The organism is Kluyvera sp. CRP (genome assembly GCF_019930565.1).
Classification (GTDB): Bacteria; Pseudomonadota; Gammaproteobacteria; order Enterobacterales; family Enterobacteriaceae; genus Kluyvera; species Kluyvera georgiana_A.
This window is the reverse complement of record NZ_CP082841.1, coordinates 307,855-325,894: the sequence shown is the minus strand read 5'-3', so window position 1 is coordinate 325,894 and position 18,040 is coordinate 307,855. Positions and strand designations below refer to the sequence as shown.

The 18,040-nt window shown below is 51.4% G+C and carries 15 protein-coding genes; 9 read left to right on the top strand and 6 right to left on the bottom strand.

What is annotated here, in order from left to right; translation table 11 throughout:
• Nucleotides 1-20: 20 nt before the first annotated feature.
• From K7B04_RS01475 to K7B04_RS01460, 4 genes are all read right to left on the bottom strand, one after another.
• A complete protein-coding gene (locus K7B04_RS01475; protein ID WP_223803353.1) occupies nt 21-1,406 on the bottom strand; it encodes a hypothetical protein in 1,386 nt (461 codons plus the stop codon).
• A 183-nt stretch (nt 1,407-1,589) separates the two neighbouring features.
• A complete protein-coding gene (satP, locus tag K7B04_RS01470; protein ID WP_163449296.1) occupies nt 1,590-2,156 on the bottom strand; it encodes an acetate uptake transporter in 567 nt (188 codons plus the stop codon).
• A 127-nt stretch (nt 2,157-2,283) separates the two neighbouring features.
• Nucleotides 2,284-3,009 (bottom strand): acidic protein MsyB, encoded by a 726-nt coding sequence (gene msyB, locus K7B04_RS01465; protein WP_167576887.1) that lies wholly within the window; start codon nt 3,007-3,009, stop codon nt 2,284-2,286.
• 32 nt (nt 3,010-3,041) lie between these two features.
• Nucleotides 3,042-3,446, bottom strand: coding sequence for a DUF2541 family protein (locus K7B04_RS01460; RefSeq protein WP_223803352.1), 405 nt, complete (start codon nt 3,444-3,446; stop codon nt 3,042-3,044).
• Nucleotides 3,447-3,803: 357 nt separating this feature from the next.
• On the opposite strand from K7B04_RS01460, the gene dnaK reads away from it, so the two are divergent.
• The 4 genes from dnaK to K7B04_RS01440 all read left to right on the top strand — a co-directional run bounded on the left by dnaK (nt 3,804) and on the right by K7B04_RS01440 (nt 8,789).
• Nucleotides 3,804-5,726 carry a molecular chaperone DnaK gene (gene dnaK, locus K7B04_RS01455; RefSeq protein WP_163449293.1) on the top strand — a complete coding sequence of 641 codons (1,923 nt, stop codon included), beginning with the start codon at nt 3,804-3,806 and terminating at the stop codon, nt 5,724-5,726.
• An 87-nt stretch (nt 5,727-5,813) separates the two neighbouring features.
• The gene (dnaJ, locus tag K7B04_RS01450; RefSeq protein WP_163449292.1) at nt 5,814-6,950 is read left to right on the top strand and encodes a molecular chaperone DnaJ; all 1,137 of its coding nucleotides are present in this window, start codon (nt 5,814-5,816) and stop codon (nt 6,948-6,950) included.
• Between the two features lie 428 nt (nt 6,951-7,378).
• On the top strand, nt 7,379-8,329 hold the full coding sequence (locus tag K7B04_RS01445) for a LysR family transcriptional regulator (RefSeq protein ID WP_167576883.1): 951 nt from the start codon (nt 7,379-7,381) through the stop codon (nt 8,327-8,329).
• Nucleotides 8,330-8,444: 115 nt separating this feature from the next.
• Nucleotides 8,445-8,789, top strand: a complete 345-nt coding sequence (locus K7B04_RS01440; RefSeq protein ID WP_223803351.1) for a phage holin family protein — start codon at nt 8,445-8,447, stop codon at nt 8,787-8,789.
• A 68-nt stretch (nt 8,790-8,857) separates the two neighbouring features.
• Here the strand turns inward: K7B04_RS01440 and K7B04_RS01435 are convergent, their stop codons facing one another.
• Nucleotides 8,858-9,391, bottom strand: a complete 534-nt coding sequence (locus tag K7B04_RS01435; protein WP_223803350.1) for a putative peptidoglycan-binding domain-containing protein — start codon at nt 9,389-9,391, stop codon at nt 8,858-8,860.
• A gap of 16 nt (nt 9,392-9,407) precedes the next feature.
• The gene (locus tag K7B04_RS01430) at nt 9,408-9,851 is read right to left on the bottom strand and encodes a transcriptional regulator (protein ID WP_163449288.1); all 444 of its coding nucleotides are present in this window, start codon (nt 9,849-9,851) and stop codon (nt 9,408-9,410) included.
• A gap of 338 nt (nt 9,852-10,189) precedes the next feature.
• On the opposite strand from K7B04_RS01430, the gene K7B04_RS01425 reads away from it, so the two are divergent.
• From K7B04_RS01425 to K7B04_RS01405, 5 genes are all read left to right on the top strand, one after another.
• Nucleotides 10,190-12,307 carry a glycosyl hydrolase family 18 protein gene (locus K7B04_RS01425; RefSeq protein WP_223803349.1) on the top strand — a complete coding sequence of 706 codons (2,118 nt, stop codon included), beginning with the start codon at nt 10,190-10,192 and terminating at the stop codon, nt 12,305-12,307.
• Between the two features lie 78 nt (nt 12,308-12,385).
• Nucleotides 12,386-15,367, top strand: a complete 2,982-nt coding sequence (locus tag K7B04_RS01420) for a chitinase (protein ID WP_223803348.1) — start codon at nt 12,386-12,388, stop codon at nt 15,365-15,367.
• Nucleotides 15,368-15,667: 300 nt separating this feature from the next.
• Entirely contained in the window at nt 15,668-16,354 is a 687-nt protein-coding gene (locus K7B04_RS01415; protein WP_223803347.1) for a winged helix-turn-helix transcriptional regulator, read from the top strand.
• Between the two features lie 360 nt (nt 16,355-16,714).
• Nucleotides 16,715-17,269 (top strand): fimbrial protein BcfA, encoded by a 555-nt coding sequence (locus tag K7B04_RS01410; RefSeq protein WP_167576873.1) that lies wholly within the window; start codon nt 16,715-16,717, stop codon nt 17,267-17,269.
• Nucleotides 17,270-17,337: 68 nt separating this feature from the next.
• A complete protein-coding gene (locus K7B04_RS01405; protein WP_223803346.1) occupies nt 17,338-18,024 on the top strand; it encodes a fimbria/pilus periplasmic chaperone in 687 nt (228 codons plus the stop codon).
• The last annotated feature ends 16 nt before the right edge of the window (nt 18,025-18,040 follow it).

Sequence of the window (18,040 nt, the reverse complement as noted above, 5' to 3'; positions counted from 1 at the left end):
CGACCCCGGCGTCGCGTGTGCTAGCGAATAATGGTGACGTCTTTAAAGGTAAACCGTTTTTTCTGCCCCGCCTCCTGATAACCGATGCGAATGAAGACGCGCAAATTTTCCAGCCAGGCGTAATCGCTGCTCATTGCTCTGCCATCGCCCCGATCGTCGGTACAGATAAGTTCGATATAGCGCCCAGGGAAAGCCTTGTTCAGCGTTGAGGCATCGCGCCACGGGCCTTCCACACGACAATCCTGACGCTTCGATTTTCTTCCCTCCGGGGCGGTATCATCTTGCAGTACCGCATGCCAGTGGTACGGCTGGCCAGCCTCCGGCCTCACGCTAAAGTTGGTTTCCAGCGTCTGGGCGATGAACGGGCTATTTTTCATCGAATCCCACTGTTTCAGATCAACGATATTGAATAACCGATGGTACTGGCTATAGAACGTCACCCCTTTGAGTATCAGCGTATCAAGCGTGAGGGTACTGCCGTCCGGCAGCCTGTCGATGCGCGTTTTGCCCTTAATATCGCTGTCGCCAGGCCACACCGGCGTATAGGTGAGGCTGGAAAACACAGGCGCGTTACTCCCGTTTTTCAGTACCTGCGCTGCTGTCTTGCTTACCGTTTCGGGAAGCGGGTAACGGGCTAAGGCCGCAGGATCGTTGTGCTCGAAATCGGGGATTGTCAGCGGCGCATCAGCTTCGGTTTTCTGCCGGGCTACCCACGCGCCGCTGCCGGTAAACGTGTTGAGATCCTGTAGGACACACAGTTTCTTCACGGGGACAGTAAGCGTGGTGGGGAGGGAAGTGAAGGCGGAATCCGTGGTTGTGGTGTTGTCAGTCACAACGTTGGCATTCAGAGAGAACGTTCGTTCAATGCGCGCCTGCTGGTTATCGCAATTAACCTGCATCTGGCTGATTTTAAAGTCGTAGGGCGCGTCATATTTCTTTTCGCGATGAACCTGAGCGTAATCCGTGCCTACGCGCAGATTGAGCATATTGCCCTCGCGATGGCTGTTATTCAGGTCGATAAACGGCTGGTCGCCGTTCTTATCTGCGGCAGTGAGTCCTACCCAACGAGGCGGCGCGACGTTTTGTTTGCAGACATCGAGTGCAGGGTTGGTGCTGAGCAGGCTATCGGCATCGGGCTCGAAAGGGACGCCGGGAATATAGCGGGCGAAAGAGTTACCGCCGTAGGCGCGGATATTGTTCCCGGTTACCGTGTGCAGGTTCATATACAGCAGCGTTTTTTCATGGGTTTGGCAATCAACGTTTAACCAAAGATGATTACGTGATCCCTCTGACATCGTAATCCGGTACACGGTATTGATGCTATCCCCGACGCGTACGGTATTTTCCTTATCCCAGTCAACGCTTCTGACTTCAGGCGTTGGTAGCGCACTGGCACCAACGGGCATCAAGGCTCCACAGGCCAGAATCAGGGGGCAAGCTGAGGTGAGGCGCATCATCAATAATCCTTCTTATCATGAGAAGTTATTGAAAATAGCGCAAATTATCAGGAAGCGATAATCCCAGTATCGGTAGTTTATGGGTAAAAAAAACGCCGGACAGGCCCGGCGTTTTTCAGGATGAGGCGAGGATCAGTGTTTTTCACCAATCGGCAGTACGGTGCGACCGAACTGTTCGTTCAGCACTTCACCCATTGCCAGGTAAATAGCGCTCGCGCCACAAACCAGGCCAACCCAACCCGCTACGTGAATAATTGCTTCGTTGCCGTTGATGTTGCCAATCGCCAGCAGCGCGAACAGCACGGTCAGGCTCAGGAACACGAACTGCAGCATGCGTGCGGCTTTCAGGGTACCGAAGAACATGAACAGCGTGAACACGCCCCACAGGCCCAGGTAAGCGCCGAGGAACTGCGCGTTAGGTGCGTCGGACAGACCCATCTTCGGCAGCAGCAGAATGGCGACCAGAGTCAGCCAGAAAGAGCCGTAAGAGGTGAAAGCGGTCAGACCGAAAGTATTCCCTTTCTTGTATTCCAGCAGGCCCGCGAAAATCTGCGCGATACCGCCGTAAAAAATACCCATAGCGAGAATAATGCCGTCAAAGGCGAAGAAACCGGCGTTATGCAGGTTAAGCAGAATGGTGGTCATGCCGAAGCCCATCAGGCCCAGCGGTGCCGGGTTAGCCAACTTAGTGTTGCCCATAATTCCTCAAATCATCATTGAATGGTGAAATAATCTCCCCACTGCTGGGGGCGCGGCATCATAATCAGGAGTAAACGGGCTGTCTATGATCTGATCAGGGGAAAATGAACTATTTTCCCCCTTTAACTCATCCGGCACGTTGTAACGCCGCGCGGGCAATCATTCGACGCAGGCAGGCAATGCGCAGCACAGCAGGAATGGTGACGCGATAGGCGCTACCGCTGACGGCTTTCACGCCGTTCACCGCGGCGCCAACTGGGCCGCCAAGACCGGCGCCGCGCATCAAACCGTGGCCGATGACGCTGACGGCGGCATGTTTATGCAAAATATGGCTGAGCTGGCTGTCCAGCAGGTGTTCAATGCCGTGATCCAGACGATGGTGATCGATAAGCTGCGGCAGTAAAGCTTCCACTTCCATGACCTTCAGCTGGATTGCCGCGTGAAAGCGGGCTTTCTGTTCGTCGTTCATCCGCTTCCACGCATGGCGAACAAACTGTTCCAGCAGCTGTTTCTCAATGGCCGCGGTCGGCATCGTTTTGTCGGCTTTCAGCCCCAGACGTTTGGCGACATCGCGCAGGATTTCACGGTACAGCTTGCCGTGGCCGCGGATCTGGTTGGCGATGCTATCGCCGCCAAAGTGCTGAAATTCGCCAGCGATCAACTGCCAGTTGCGACGGTGCTGCTCCGGATGGCCCTCCATCGACATGTACAGCTCATTGTGCAGCAGCGCGCTCGACAGGCGACGTTTGCCTTTTTCATTGTGGGTCATCAGCACAGCTAAGCGCGCCAGCTGTTCTTCGCTACAGTGCTGGAGGAACACGAGATCTTCATCGTTCAGATAGGAGACTTTCATTTACGTTCGTGACTTATGTTAGCGGAGCAAGATTAATCGTCGCCGACGATTTTCAGCGATGCCATGTCGGAAGAGTTGACGGTATGGCCTGAGAAACTGATTTTGGACACGCAGCGTTTGTTGTCATTGTCGCTGTTGATGTTAATCCAGTCCGTCGTTTGGCCTTCTTTGAGTGAAGATGGAACGTTGAGGCTTTGGCTGCTGCTGCGGGCGGCCTTAAAGTACACCGAAGCGCCGCTCAGCTGTGCGTCGCCGCGATCCACGCTGAGTTTGATGCGCTTCACGACTCGACATACCGGGAGCTTCAGGGTGAGATCGTTAGTTTCGTTGCGGGGAAGGGCGATAACGCCCAACGTTTTGTGGTCGTTGGCGTAGGCGGAACTGGCCAGCAGCAGACCAAACGCCAGACTGACTGAGACGTTAAAAAGGGTTTTCATTGTATTCCTTACCGGAGGGGCCATTTTAGTGAGCAAAATGCTGCGCCAAATTTTATTCCTCGTCGGTTCGGTTTTCAGCGCTGAATTATGACAACTTATGACAGCAATTAACTGAATAAATTGATGTTTTTATATTTATGTCGTGAATGCGTTTGGCGAAACGCCGGAAATAAAACCGCACTGAATGAAAAATTTTTAATTTTGCCCCTTGATGGATGACGTTGCGACCCCATCTTGTAGTCAACCGCAGTGAGTGAGTCTGAAAAAAAACGATTCAGGGCAGTTGAAACCGTAGGTTTCGCCCTTATTACAGATTCACAACCACATGTTGACTGAATTTTTAGTGGAGACGTTTAGATGGGTAAAATTATTGGTATCGACCTGGGTACTACCAACTCTTGTGTAGCGATTATGGATGGCACTACCGCTCGCGTTCTGGAGAACGCCGAAGGCGACCGCACCACGCCTTCTATCATTGCTTATACCCAGGATGGTGAAACTCTGGTTGGTCAGCCGGCTAAACGTCAGGCAGTGACAAACCCGCAAAACACCCTGTTTGCGATTAAACGCCTGATTGGTCGCCGCTTCCAGGACGAAGAAGTTCAGCGTGACGTTTCTATCATGCCGTACAAAATCGTTGCCGCAGACAATGGCGACGCATGGCTTGATGTGAAAGGCACCAAAACTGCACCGCCGCAGATCTCTGCTGAAGTGCTGAAAAAAATGAAGAAAACGGCTGAAGATTACCTGGGTGAGCCGGTAACTGAAGCGGTTATCACCGTACCTGCTTACTTCAACGATGCTCAGCGTCAGGCAACCAAAGATGCTGGCCGTATCGCAGGTCTGGAAGTCAAACGTATCATCAACGAACCAACCGCAGCCGCGCTGGCTTATGGTCTGGATAAAGAAGTCGGCAACCGTACTATCGCGGTTTACGACCTCGGTGGTGGTACTTTCGATATCTCCATTATCGAAATCGACGAAGTTGATGGCGAAAAAACCTTTGAAGTTCTGGCAACCAACGGTGATACCCACCTGGGTGGTGAAGACTTCGATACCCGCCTGATCAACTACCTCGTTGACGAGTTTAAGAAAGATCAGGGCATCGACCTGCGTAACGACCCGCTGGCGATGCAGCGCCTGAAAGAAGCCGCTGAGAAAGCGAAGATCGAACTGTCTTCCGCTCAGCAGACCGACGTGAACCTGCCGTACATCACCGCAGACGCGACCGGTCCGAAACACATGAACATCAAAGTGACCCGTGCGAAACTGGAAAGCCTGGTAGAAGACCTGGTTAACCGTTCTATCGAGCCGCTGAAAGTTGCGCTGCAGGATGCTGGCCTGTCCGTATCCGATATCCAGGACGTTATCCTGGTCGGTGGTCAGACTCGTATGCCAATGGTGCAGAAGAAAGTTGCTGAGTTCTTCGGTAAAGAGCCGCGTAAAGACGTTAACCCGGACGAAGCTGTTGCTATCGGCGCAGCGGTTCAGGGCGGCGTTCTGACCGGTGAAGTAAAAGACGTGCTGCTGCTGGACGTTACCCCGCTGTCTCTGGGTATCGAAACCATGGGCGGTGTGATGACTGCGCTCATCAACAAAAACACCACCATCCCAACTAAGCACAGCCAGGTGTTCTCTACCGCTGAAGACAACCAGTCTGCGGTAACCATCCACGTGATTCAGGGTGAGCGTAAACGTGCATCTGATAACAAATCACTGGGTCAGTTCAACCTGGACGGTATCAGCCCGGCACCGCGCGGTATGCCGCAGATCGAAGTTACCTTCGATATCGATGCTGACGGTATCCTGCACGTTTCCGCGAAAGACAAAAACAGCGGTAAAGAGCAGAAGATCACCATCAAGGCATCTTCCGGTCTGAACGAGGAAGAAATTCAGAAGATGGTTCGCGATGCAGAAGCGAACGCAGAATCTGACCGTAAGTTCGAAGAGCTGGTTCAGACCCGTAACCAGGGCGACCATCTGCTGCACAGCACTCGTAAGCAGGTTGAAGAAGCAGGCGAACAGCTGCCGGCTGACGACAAAACCGCTATCGAGTCTGCGCTGACCGCGCTGGAAGCGTCTCTGAAAGGCGAAGACAAAGCGGACATCGAAGCGAAAATGCAGGCGCTGGCGCAGGTTTCCCAGAAACTGATGGAAATCGCTCAGCAGCAGCACGCACAGCAGCAGGCTGGCGCAGCAGGCGCTGATGCTTCCGCGAACAATGCGAAAGACGACGACGTTGTTGACGCAGAGTTCGAAGAAGTGAAAGACAAAAAATAATCGCCCTGATGCAGGGTAATTAATCGGCACGGGCGAAGAGGTTTCCTCTCCGCCCGTGCTCGCATGTTAAGGGGCTGAACAATACCAATGGCAAAGCAAGATTATTACGAGATTTTGGGCGTCTCCAAAACAGCGGAAGAGCGCGAAATCAAAAAGGCGTACAAACGCCTGGCCATGAAATACCACCCGGACCGCAACCAGGGTGATAAAGAGGCCGAAGCCAAGTTTAAAGAGATCAAAGAAGCGTACGAAATCCTGACCGACGCGCAAAAGCGTGCGGCCTACGATCAGTATGGCCATGCGGCCTTTGAACAGGGCGGTATGGGCGGTGGAGCCGGTGGTTTCGGCGGCGGCGCGGACTTCAGCGATATCTTTGGTGACGTATTCGGCGATATCTTCGGCGGTGGTCGCGGTCGCCAGCGCGCATCTCGTGGCGCAGACCTGCGCTACAACATGGATCTGACGCTGGAAGAAGCGGTTCGCGGTGTGACCAAAGAGATCCGCATCCCGACGCTGGAAGAGTGCGATGTCTGCCACGGCAGCGGCGCGAAGGCGGGTTCACAGCCGCAAACCTGTCCAACCTGTCACGGTTCCGGCCAGGTGCAGATGCGCCAGGGCTTCTTCGCCGTACAGCAGACCTGTCCGCACTGTCAGGGCCGTGGTACGCTGATTAAAGATCCGTGCAACAAATGTCACGGTCACGGTCGCGTTGAGAAGACTAAAACCCTGTCTGTTAAAATTCCGGCAGGCGTGGACACCGGCGATCGTATTCGTCTGAGCGGTGAAGGTGAAGCCGGCGAGCACGGCGCACCGGCAGGCGATCTGTACGTTCAGGTGCAGGTGAAACAGCACGCTATCTTTGAGCGTGAAGGTAATAACCTGTACTGCGAAGTGCCGATCAACTTCTCCATGGCGGCGCTGGGCGGCGAGATTGAAGTGCCGACGCTCGACGGTCGCGTGAAGCTGAAAATTCCGGGTGAAACGCAAACCGGCAAACTGTTCCGCATGCGCGGCAAGGGCGTGAAATCCGTTCGCGGCGGCGCGCAGGGCGACCTGCTGTGTCGCGTGGTGGTAGAAACCCCGGTCGGTCTGAACGAGAAGCAGAAGCAGTTGTTGAAAGACCTGCAGGAAAGCTTCGGCGGCCCAACTGGCGAAAATAATAGCCCGCGTTCGAAAAGCTTCTTTGACGGCGTGAAAAAGTTCTTTGACGATTTAACCCGTTAATTGACGACTGATTCTCCGTTTTATTTGTAGCCTGGGTTTTCGCGCCCAGGCTTTTTTATGTTAATCACCGACTCACCTCCTTGTGCGTGTTTATCCGTTCCCGTTTAGAATCCACAAAATAGATACCGCTAACTGCCATTGTTACCGATGGGTACAGATCTCTGCACGTCTGCATATTTGCTACGACAGGAAATTGAGTTATTGTGAGCATAAATGATTTGTATTGTAGGTCAAAATGCGATAGAGCCGACCCTTTTCGCGGCCAGGGATGGGGCTATTATGGGTCTGGAGGATTTGTACTGCATGATAAATATACAACAGCATCTTTCGGGGCGGCGGCCTGAATAGAGGGGAGCTGTTTGTAGTCGATACACCGATAGCTCGAAGTATTACGAGTCTATTGCTTTTCTAATATTTAAGGGCTAACAGTGGATGGGGGAAAAGGCGCCAATAAGGATTTTGATTATAATTTAATCAAGATACTGGATGCCGTGATTTCCGCTGGCAATGCGACAAAAGCCGCCAAACGATTAAGTATTACGCCTGCCGCAGTTTCTCTGGCGCTGCGGCGCCTGCAAAATCATTATCAAGAGGAACTCTTTGTCAGAGGTAAAGAGGGCCTCCTGCCTACCGCTAAGGCGATAGAGATTCATCACCATTTTCGCCAGGTGATGGAGTTGATTAACGGCACGTTTCATTCTCCAGTCAGTAAAGAAGAGTCTGCTCAGATAACCGTTTTGGGCAGCGATACGATTGAAAGTTACTATTTCTCGCAGCTTTATAACAACGCTGTATTTGAGCGTGTGTTAATCAATCATTTCTCTTCCCACAATATGAGTCGTGAGCGGGTGATTGAACAGCTCTTTACCGCCGAATGTGATTTGGTCATCAGTCAGGAACCCATTAGCGTTCCCGGTATTGATAATCAGATGATTGATAGCTTTAAGAGCTTTGTTTGTATCTGTGCCGCTAATCATATGTTTAGTCAACTCTCGCAGCTGACGTTGCATCATTTCTATTCATCGCGCCATGCGCTCTATAAGATGAATATCAGTAACCCGATGATGGGTGAAGATAATGGTTTACTGAGAGATGATTCTCCTTATAAAGGTCAGCGCGAGGTGGGCTATTGTAGCGACTCCGTTAACAGTCTGGTGAGTACCGTTGAACGTACCTCGTTAATCGCGATCATGCCTTTAAAAATGGCGCTGTTTTATAAGAATCAGCGTAAGTACGATATTAAGTTTGTGCAGCCGCCGCCGGAGCTCACTTTCCGCTCTATCCAGGTCTATGCGTCATGGAAAAAAAACAGTAAAAATCTTGCCGTCATTACTGATGTTGTTTCGATGCTGCATACGCTCTCCTCATTCCGCCGTTAAGGCGGCCCATGCGGTACGTATCAGGTGAAATGATGCCTGATGATTATTGTTTCTCCTGGAGGCTGCTTACACTTCTGTGAATAAATACCTCATCATATTTATACAGGAGTTTAATATGGCTATTCCCAATCATTTACCGACTACCGAAGTCGTTTTACTGGAAATTGAAATTCTACTGACCGTTGTCGCCATTGGTGCCTGGGGCGGCTTTGTCAGCTATTTTATTCGCAAGGAAAAGCAGTCTGAGAAGAACGCTTATCAATGTATTACGCACTGTTTGGTTCAGGTGGTGATCTCTTGTTTTACCAGCTTTTTACTGAGCGCCATTGCCATTGAACAAGGCTTTAGTTTTAATATGGTATTGCTTGCCGCCGGTTTAGGTGGCGTATTCGCTGCGCCAATACTCAAAATTTTGGGTGAGCGAGTGAAGAAATATATCAATGACGTTAACGTGCGTTAACCGTTGTACTGTGCTGAGTCGATAAGAGACTCGTCCCTGAGTCTTTTATCTTCAGCCTGATAGCCTATTTATGTGATTCTGTTTTTTATCCAGCCATAAATAAACTCTTCATTTTCCTTGCGTTTCTCGGTGATGTCTAAATACCAGGCTCCCTGGCTGCAGTTTAATGCTTTTACCAACGTGCTTTCTCCTTCTTTTCCTCGCCACGACAAAAAATGCTCCAGTGCGGCAAGCGTTTGAGGGCCAATGCGTCCGTCTACCTTGATATTATTATATTTTTTTTCTTCGCGATTAAATACGTTTAACCAGCGCTGAAGCCAGGTGCACGGATAGTGTGTACCGATATTGACCGCGGCATCGCAGAGTTCAAAAGAGATGGGGTAGGAGATCTGGGCAATGTGTTCAAACCCAGGTTTAATCCAGTAGTCGCTTTCCAGGATCGCATACGCTTCAATACGCGACAGATCCTGCATGCTGCCGGAGTAGCCATGTGCCCGGGCTACTGCCTCCGTAATGCCCCAGTGAGTGAGTCCTCCTTTATCTTTTCCATTGTTGCTAAAGTTGCCTTCCATCACCAGAATACCATCGATAATTGGGTTCATTTTTCATTCCTTTGAATTAATGAATATGCATGTACATTACACTGCCTAACGTCACCGAAAACACGGTGGTTAACGCGGCCAGCGTTTTTCTGAAGAACTGCTTTTTATTCTTTTTCGCCGTCGGGTCGATGATGCTGATCGCGATATCTTTATTAATCTGCAAACCCTGACGTGGGATAGTGATAAACAGGTCGTTAATGCCCAGCGTTTTTAAATCCCGGCGAATTAAATACAGAATTTGCGTCAGGTTTGCATCATTCACAAATTGACTGCGAGCCCCCCATAACTCCTCCGCTATTTTTTGACGCTCAATGATTTCCTGATGCGCATTTTCAATAATGAAGCTGAGGCATTTCGCTCGCATCGCCGTCATTTTGATGGCCTGTGAGTTTGTGCTGGTTCTCAGTTCATACTTCCCTTCATTGTAAATACAACTTTCATTAATGAGATAAGTTTTCATAACGTCGTCCTTTAGTTATTACACTTTAATGGGTTGCTGCCGAATATAGGGTATGGGAATCACCCTAAGCTATTAATACTCATCATGTTTATAGTAATGTCATCTTTGCGTGAGATATGCATCACATTATCTGTAGTGAATTAAATGATATTTAATATCCAGGTAAATGATATTTAAGATGATGTTTGTTTATGGCTCATTGGCGTCATCACCAACCATTTCTCGGGAGTGTGTTATAAATATGATGTTTAGTGATTAGCCATTTTTTATCGCCAGCGGGATGATGGGCCCCGCAGCATGAACTGCGATATTTTTTCAGACTTAAAAGGAAATTTAAAATGGCTACGAGCAAACTGATCAAGAACGATACGCTTACTGAAACCAGCAATGCAGCAGATGGTTTTAATCCCGCAAAAGATGACAGTAAATTAAGTTATACCTCTGCACGAGTGGCAAAGCCGGTATACAACAAATATAAAGCATCCGCGTCTAAACCGAAGGTATTCGGTTATTACACCGATTGGTCGCAGTACGATAGCCGTTTACAGGGGATTGATATTCCGGAAGAGCGTGGCCGCGGCTATGATTTAACCAATGTTTCGCCAACTGCTTATGACAAATTGATTTTGGGTTTTGTCGGTATTACCGGTTTTAAGAAAAATGACAAACTGCAGCGCGACGTCGTTGCGGAAGCCGCGGCGGCCTGCGGCAAAGTGAAATACGAACCAACCTTTCTCGATCCATGGGGTGATTTTCAGTCTTATGTGAATCTGGGCTTTGATGTCAGCGGTTGGGATGTTGACCCAATGACCGTGACTCAAGCGAATGCGAAAGGGATGCTGGGCGCGCTGCGAGATTTACAGGCAAAGGCGAAAGCACAGGGCCATACGCTGGCGCTGTCGATGAGCATCGGTGGCTGGAGCATGAGTAACGGCTTCCATGAAACGGCTGCTTCAGATTCCTCACGCAAGATTTTTGCTAAAGGCGTGGTGAAACTGTTCAAACAATTCCCGATGTTCAGCGAAGTGGATATCGACTGGGAATACCCGAATAACGAAGGCGCCGGTAACCCGTTTGGTGAGGAGGATGGCGCAAACTACGCGCTGCTGATCGGTGAACTGCGTAAGCAACTGGATTCCGCGGGTCTGAGCAACGTGAAGATTTCTATCGCGGCTTCCGCAGTGACCACGATTTTTGATTACGCCAAAGTGAAAGATCTGATGGCCGCTGGCCTGTTCGGCATCAACCTGATGACCTATGACTTCTTCGGCACTCCGTGGGCGGAAACGCTGGGCCACCACACCAATCGTAAAGCGTTGGTTGAAGGCGGCTGGTCTGTGGAAACGATTGTCGATCATCTGCTGGCCGAAGGTTTCCCTGCCGATCGCATCAACATTGGTTACGCCGGCTATACCCGCAATGCGCGTAATGTGGAAATTGAGTCTCTGTCGCCGCTGAAAGGCGCCTACAATCCGGGCAAAGTGCTGCCAAATGGTGAGTATGAAACCACCACCGGATCTTTCGAATCCGGCACCAGCGAATGGTATGACGTGATTTATAACTACCTGGATCTGGAAAATCAGAAAGGCCGTAACGGTTTCAACGTGTATACCGACCAGGTGGCGGATGCCGACTACTTGTTTAACCCGGAATCCAAACTGTTTATGTCTCTGGACACCCCGCGTACCGTGAAAGCGAAAGGCGAATATGCCGCGAAGCTGGGGCTGGGCGGTGTGTTCACCTGGACCATCGACCAGGACAACGGCGTGTTGGTTAACGCGGTGCGCGAAGGGCTGGGTTATGAGATGGAGTCTGAAACCATCGATATGGAGCCATTCTACTTTGAGGGCATCAACGTTGAGCAGGAGGAGAAAGACGACGCGGTTACCGACATCAACCATGCGCCGAAAGCGGCCATTGAACTGCTGGTTGTGGGTGGTTCAACCGTACAACTGTCTGGCGCAGGCTCTTCTGATGAAGATGACGATGCGCTGTCCTATAGCTGGGGCGTGCCTTCCGATATCGCGGTAGCGGATAAAACAGCGGAAGTGATTGAGTTTGTTGTGCCGGAAGTGAGTGAAAAAACCGCGATGCAGTTCACGCTGTTTGTTCGCGATTGCTACAACGAACCGTCCACACAGCAGCGCTTTGTGCTGACCGTGGTTCCTGCGCTGTCTCAGGTACAGCCCGAACCGAAAGAAGAGGAAGACGAGATCGTGCCGCCGGTTGAGCCGGAAGATGATACGACCCCCGCGGCCGATGAGACGCCGGCAGCGGACGAAACCACCCCTTACGCGCTATGGGATGCCACTACGGTGTATGGCGCAAGCTGGGGCGCTTTCGAAATCGTTAGCTGGAAAGGCCATAACTACCAGGTGAAATGGTGGTCTGTTGGCGACCAGCCGGACCTGAACTGCGGTAACGGCGGTGCATGGACTGACCTTGGCGCTTACTAATAGGGCAGCAGCATAACGCATGGCACAAGCCCCGGTATTCCGGGGCTTTTTTCCACCAGGGAATGAGGAATCTCGTTTATGAGCGTCTCCATAAAGCACAGCAGTATTGATGAAAACAACTGGTATCAGAAGATCACCTTAACCTTTACGAATAATGGCAGTGACGCCGTGGATATGAATCAGGCGGCGATTCGTTTTACCGGCAACGGCCATCAGGATCCGTGGGGCAACTTTGGCGGCACGCTGAAAGGCGATATGCCGCTGACCCTAAGCAGCCAGATGCAGGGCATGCTGGATGCGAATGAGATCGTTATTCATCACAGCCGCGCGCTGCTGTTAGCGCCGGGGCAGAGCGGTACATTCTTCTTTAGTTTTGCGGCGACGCGGGTGCCGGTCGCCATTTCCGACTTTACGCTCACGCTGGCTGCTGCCGCGCAGGACGATATTGTCCCTGCCGATGACATGGAACAGGAGCCAGAGTCAGTCATTCCCGACGTTGCGCCGGATACGCCTTCTTCTGAAGCGGCGGAAGGCGAGGCTCCGGCGCTGAGCGTCAGTACGCTGAATCCCCAGAGCTGGTACCAGCGCGTCACGTTGACGCTGACCAACCGCTATTCGCAGCCGATCGATTTGAACCAGCTACAGCTGGCTTTTACCGCCGCGGGCCATCCCGATCAGTACAGCCCGTTTAGCGGCAGTATGCTGGGAAACCAGCCGGTGACGCTGAGTAGCGATGGTGGCTGGCCGATAGAAAAAAACACCATCGTGATTCATCATCACGGCGAGCTGCCGTTGGCGGCTGGCGCGAGCGCGGAATTGCAGTTTTATCTCGCTGCCACACAAACCCCGGTCACGATTAGCGAACTGAAGGCCACCCTGGCGCACGATCCTACCCGTCAGGGGCAACTGGCACTGCGCTTCCCGGCAGTCGCGACAAATACGTCGCTTAAACCGACGATTGACCTGCAGTTCCCCGATGCTCAGGTTCAGCGTCTGGTGGGTGAGTGGGGGCAGACGTTGACGATTGGCGATCTCGCGGCGGGTATTTATGGCATTAACGTCCTGACGCTATGTGACGATGAAATGCGGATTTCACCGCAGCGAGCGCAGTTTTCCCTGACGCTTGCCGCCAGCGATGACATTCAGGAATGCGCGATTGAATATCTGCCGCCTGTCGAGTTTGCGACAGCGGCGTTGAATCTCAATGCCGTTGGCTTAACCGGCGCCGAGATGGTGGTGGAGCTTTGGTCGCCTGCCGGCGTATGCGAACAGACGCTGACGATGGGCGTTAACCAGACGGAGTGGGTGACGCAGCTGCTGGCGGATCATGACTATGCTATTTGCCTGCAACCGACTGTCATTAACAATCAGTCGATAACCACGCCTGAATCCCCCACGGTGTTTACCCCGATTGCCGGGCAGGTGAACACGGTGGAGGTCGCGTTCCAGCAAGCTGCCGTGGACAGCCGCGAGTTTGTCGAAGTCCAGATGACGGTTCTGGGCCTACCGAAGGGCGCCGCGCCGCAGCGTTATCGACTTTTTAATAGTCAGTACCAGTATGTATTCACGCTGGCCAGCGATAGCCAGCCGCAAACGCTGCCGATGCGCTTACAGCCGGGCCAGTATTCGCTACAGGTCGCGGATGTTTTCATCGAGGGAACGCCGTGGCGCTGTGAACAAGACGCGCCGATCCGCGTATGGCAAAGCATCAACCACATCACGCTGGAGTTTGTTCAGGGGGGGCCGCTGCGAGTGAAAGGCTGGCCGGACTATCTGGCGCACGGCGGGGTGACGGTGAATGCGCCGGAGACGGTATCGCTGTATCGCGATGTGCCGTTTAGCGCCCTGTTTAAATACGATGGTTTTGACGGTGGCGGCGACCCGATTCCGGCAGCGGAAGTCGACCGGAACGGCGATGGTTTCCTGGACTACGATTCTCTGCCGGTCCATAAAACGGTTGCGTTGGTCCGCGAGATTGAAAAAGAGGCAGGGCGGCCGATTATGCCGGTGATGGTGGTGTACACCGCGAACGCCAGCGGCGGCAGCGCACTGGCCGATTTGCAAAACAGCCAGCGGCTACGTAACCACTTTGGCAACTTTATTACTCAGTGCCTGGCCGCGCAGTCATACAAGGATAGCGAGCACGCGGTTCCGGCGACTTTCGTGCTCAACCCGGATTTACTGGGCGCGATGCAGCAAGAGCCGTATGGCTATACCGCTGTTCGCCAGGCGAACAGCATGCAGGTGAACGTGCAGTTGGCGGCGGCAGTGAATGCGTTGCCAGCGATACCCGGTTTTATCGCGCCACAGCTACCAACCTTTAGCAATGATATTTATGGTTACGTACAGGCGATTAACTATATCGTCCGCCACTTTGCACCGGACGTGGCATTCGGCTGGCAGACCAACGTCTGGGCGACTGGTACGGCGGATTGGGTGCTGAAGGCCAATGCCAATCCTGCTTCCATTGGCGCGGCAATGGCGGCCTTTATCAACGAACTTGGCGTTTACCGCGGTGAATACGCCCCGGATTTTATCGCCTTTGATAAATTCGAACGTGATTGTTTCAGCTCTGATGCGCTGGCGCACTATGGCTGGAATGCTAACTGCTGGCTTAACTATCTGGGGATGGTCAAGCAGGCGGCGCGGGATCTCGGCAGACCCGCAATGCTTTGGCAAATTCCAGGCGGTCATATGCCGACGGCGGCGGAAGGTACCAGCAGAATTGCGGCGGCGCACTTTGCCTCCGGCGGTACGTTCTTTATGGGCGATAAGCGAATAGGCAGTGATATCAGCGCGATAACGTCCGGCTTGCTGAATACGGCGGTCAACAGTGCGACGTACGGCGTGGCGACGGTGGGCGATTTTCTTCGTCAGGATGGTGGCTATGATTGGGGGCAAATGCAGGCGCTGAACCTGCCTGACTATCACGTTTTTTCTGTACTTTGGGGCGGAGGTTCGACGATTAGTATTACGACGATCCATTCCAACGGTGAAGATGGCGGATGGTTAGCTGAAAAAATGGTCGAATATTATGCCGCGCCACGTTATTTCCGCTGATATTGAGTTCTGTGGATTGGTGTTCGTATGATGCAACAGGCCGGATACTGACGGTTCCGGCCTCTCATTTTTGGTGGTTGCAGTAGCGTGTTTTTTTCTTTGTTAAAAAAAATTAAGTGTATTTTTGTATTTGTTTTTTATTTTTGTTTTAAGAATATGCTTAATTTGGTATTTATACGTTTTTTGTGCTGTTGCTAATCATAATTTCTAAAGTATTACGTTATGTATTATTAATTGAAGCCGATCTAATGACTCGATATTGTTCAATGACCAATCATCATCTATATGTATGAAATAATAATGAATTTAGACTTTTCTGGTAATGAGAATGCATTGCATTCATTTATTTTTTCTCAGCAGGCTAAACCCCATGCGGCGATCGATACTCTTTTTTCATCGCTGCTGCCATTTGGTCAACCATTTATTTTGCAAACGGGTGAAGAGCTGTTTTTCGATTCAGAACAAGGTTATCGGATTGTATTATTGGAGGAGGGGATTCTCTCGTACTGCCGACGTGATGACAATATGCACATTAGTTCCGGTTTTGCGCCTTCGGTGATGGGATTAGTCGATTGTTATGGCATTACTTACGATGTGACAACCCGACCTGAACACTATCTTATTGCCGAAACCGAGTGCAGTGGGCGCACCGTGCTGCTGTCTGACTTTATCAGAATCGCCGATGAATGCGACCTTTGGCACGATGTGGCCCGCTTTCTGGCCTATCGTTTAATGGTCATGTGCGCACGCGACCGTGAGCTGGTTGGCGTCGACTCTTACCTGAAGGTGCGCGCGTTGTTGATTGAGGTATGGGCCTATCCGCAAGGGTACCGAAAGAACATCAATGTGCTGTCCTTTATTCAACGTCGCACCGGGATCTCTCGCAGTCGGGTATTGAAAATTTTGTCTGAATTAAAAAAGGGGGAGTATGTCCAGATCGATAATGGTCGTCTTGTTGGTCTCAAGAAATTACCTGTAGCTTATTAGTGAATGATTGTTGTTAATATGTTGAGAGTATTTTTCAAAAATAAAAATATACCGACAGGTCACTTATCATGGTTTTTTAGATAAATCAATAGGCCATGCGCCATAGGGCGTTTGTCTTTCTGTTTTTCCTTTTAATACAGTTGGTTGTGTTCGGTCCTTTAAAGATAAAGGATGTTTATTGCATCCTTTATTAGACTTAATTAATAATTAAAATACGTCATCATCATTGTGTTTAATGAAATTAACCTGGTCTTTTAATTAAGTCTTTACGAGCTATTGTTTTTAAATTCAGGTTCGTTTTTCAATTTAATCTTATCAGGGTGTTTTGATTCCATTTTTGGTTAATTTAAAAGGAAATCTATGAAAAAGCATTTATTTGCCATGGCGGCTATCGCGATTGCCATGGGGGGAACGATGTCGGCTTCGGCTGCGCAACTCACCGATACCAATACCGCTGTGTCCGGTGGCACCGTTAATTTTATTGGTCAGGTTGTTGATGCCGCCTGTTCTGTTTCCGCTGATTCAATCAATCAGACCGTGCAGTTGAGCCAGGTTCGCGCCGCGAAGTTGACCACCGCGGGCATGGTAGCCAACCAGAAGGAGAACTTTACGATCAAGCTGGAAGATTGCGATACCTCCGTTAAACAGAACGCGGCGGTGATCTTTAACGGCCAGCAGGACGCTAACCTGGCGGGCACGCTGGCGAATACGGCGGGCGCGGGTTCGGCAACCAACGTTGCGCTGCAGCTATATGGCCCGGATGGGCAGGTGCTCAACGTGGGGGATACCTCCTCCAGCGTGGTGCTGAACAACGGCGAAAACGTTATTCCACTGAGTGTGGACTATATCGCGACCGGTGAAGCGACGGCGGGCAATGTCAGCGCGACTGCCACATTCAGCATGGTCTATTCCTGATCTTCTCTGGCTCTCTTTCGCGTGTGGGGCGCGAAAGAGAGCGTCGTCGTTATCCGGGTACGTAAAACATGAGTAAACAAACAAGACAGATGATGCGGTGCTTGCTGCTATTGGCCACCTTGAGTGTCGCCCAGATGGCGCAGGCGGGGGGGATCGCGCTGGGATCGACCCGCGTAATCTACCCGGCAGGCGCGAAGCAAGCGTCTCTGTCCGTCATAAATTCTGCCGCCAATAACGTCTTTTTGATTCAGTCGTGGGTGTCTAACGGCGAAGGGCTACGTTCACCCGATTTTATCATTACGCCGCCGCTGTTTGTCATGCCGCCGAAGAGCGAGAATTTGCTGCGGATTATGTACATAGGCCCGGCGCTGCCAACAGATCGGGAGAGCGTCTTTTACCTGAACAGCAAGGCCATCCCTTCGGTGGACAAAAATAGCCGCTCCGGCAATTCGCTGCAGATTGCCACCCAGAGCGTGATCAAGCTGTTTGTCCGTCCTGACGGGCTTCCCATGTCGTCGGTGCAAGCGCCCGCAACGCTGCGCTGCCATAACGACAATGGCCGATTAACCATTAGCAATCCCTCTCCGTACTATGTGTCGCTGGTGGAACTGTATGTCGGCGGCAAGAAGCTGGCAAACAACATGGTGTCGCCGAAAGGACAATTGACGCTGAACGCGCCAGCGGGACGCACCGTTTTTCAGACGGTCAATGATTTTGGCGCCACGACGCCAGCGCAAACCTGCCTGCCAGATTGATATATCGCCGGATGTT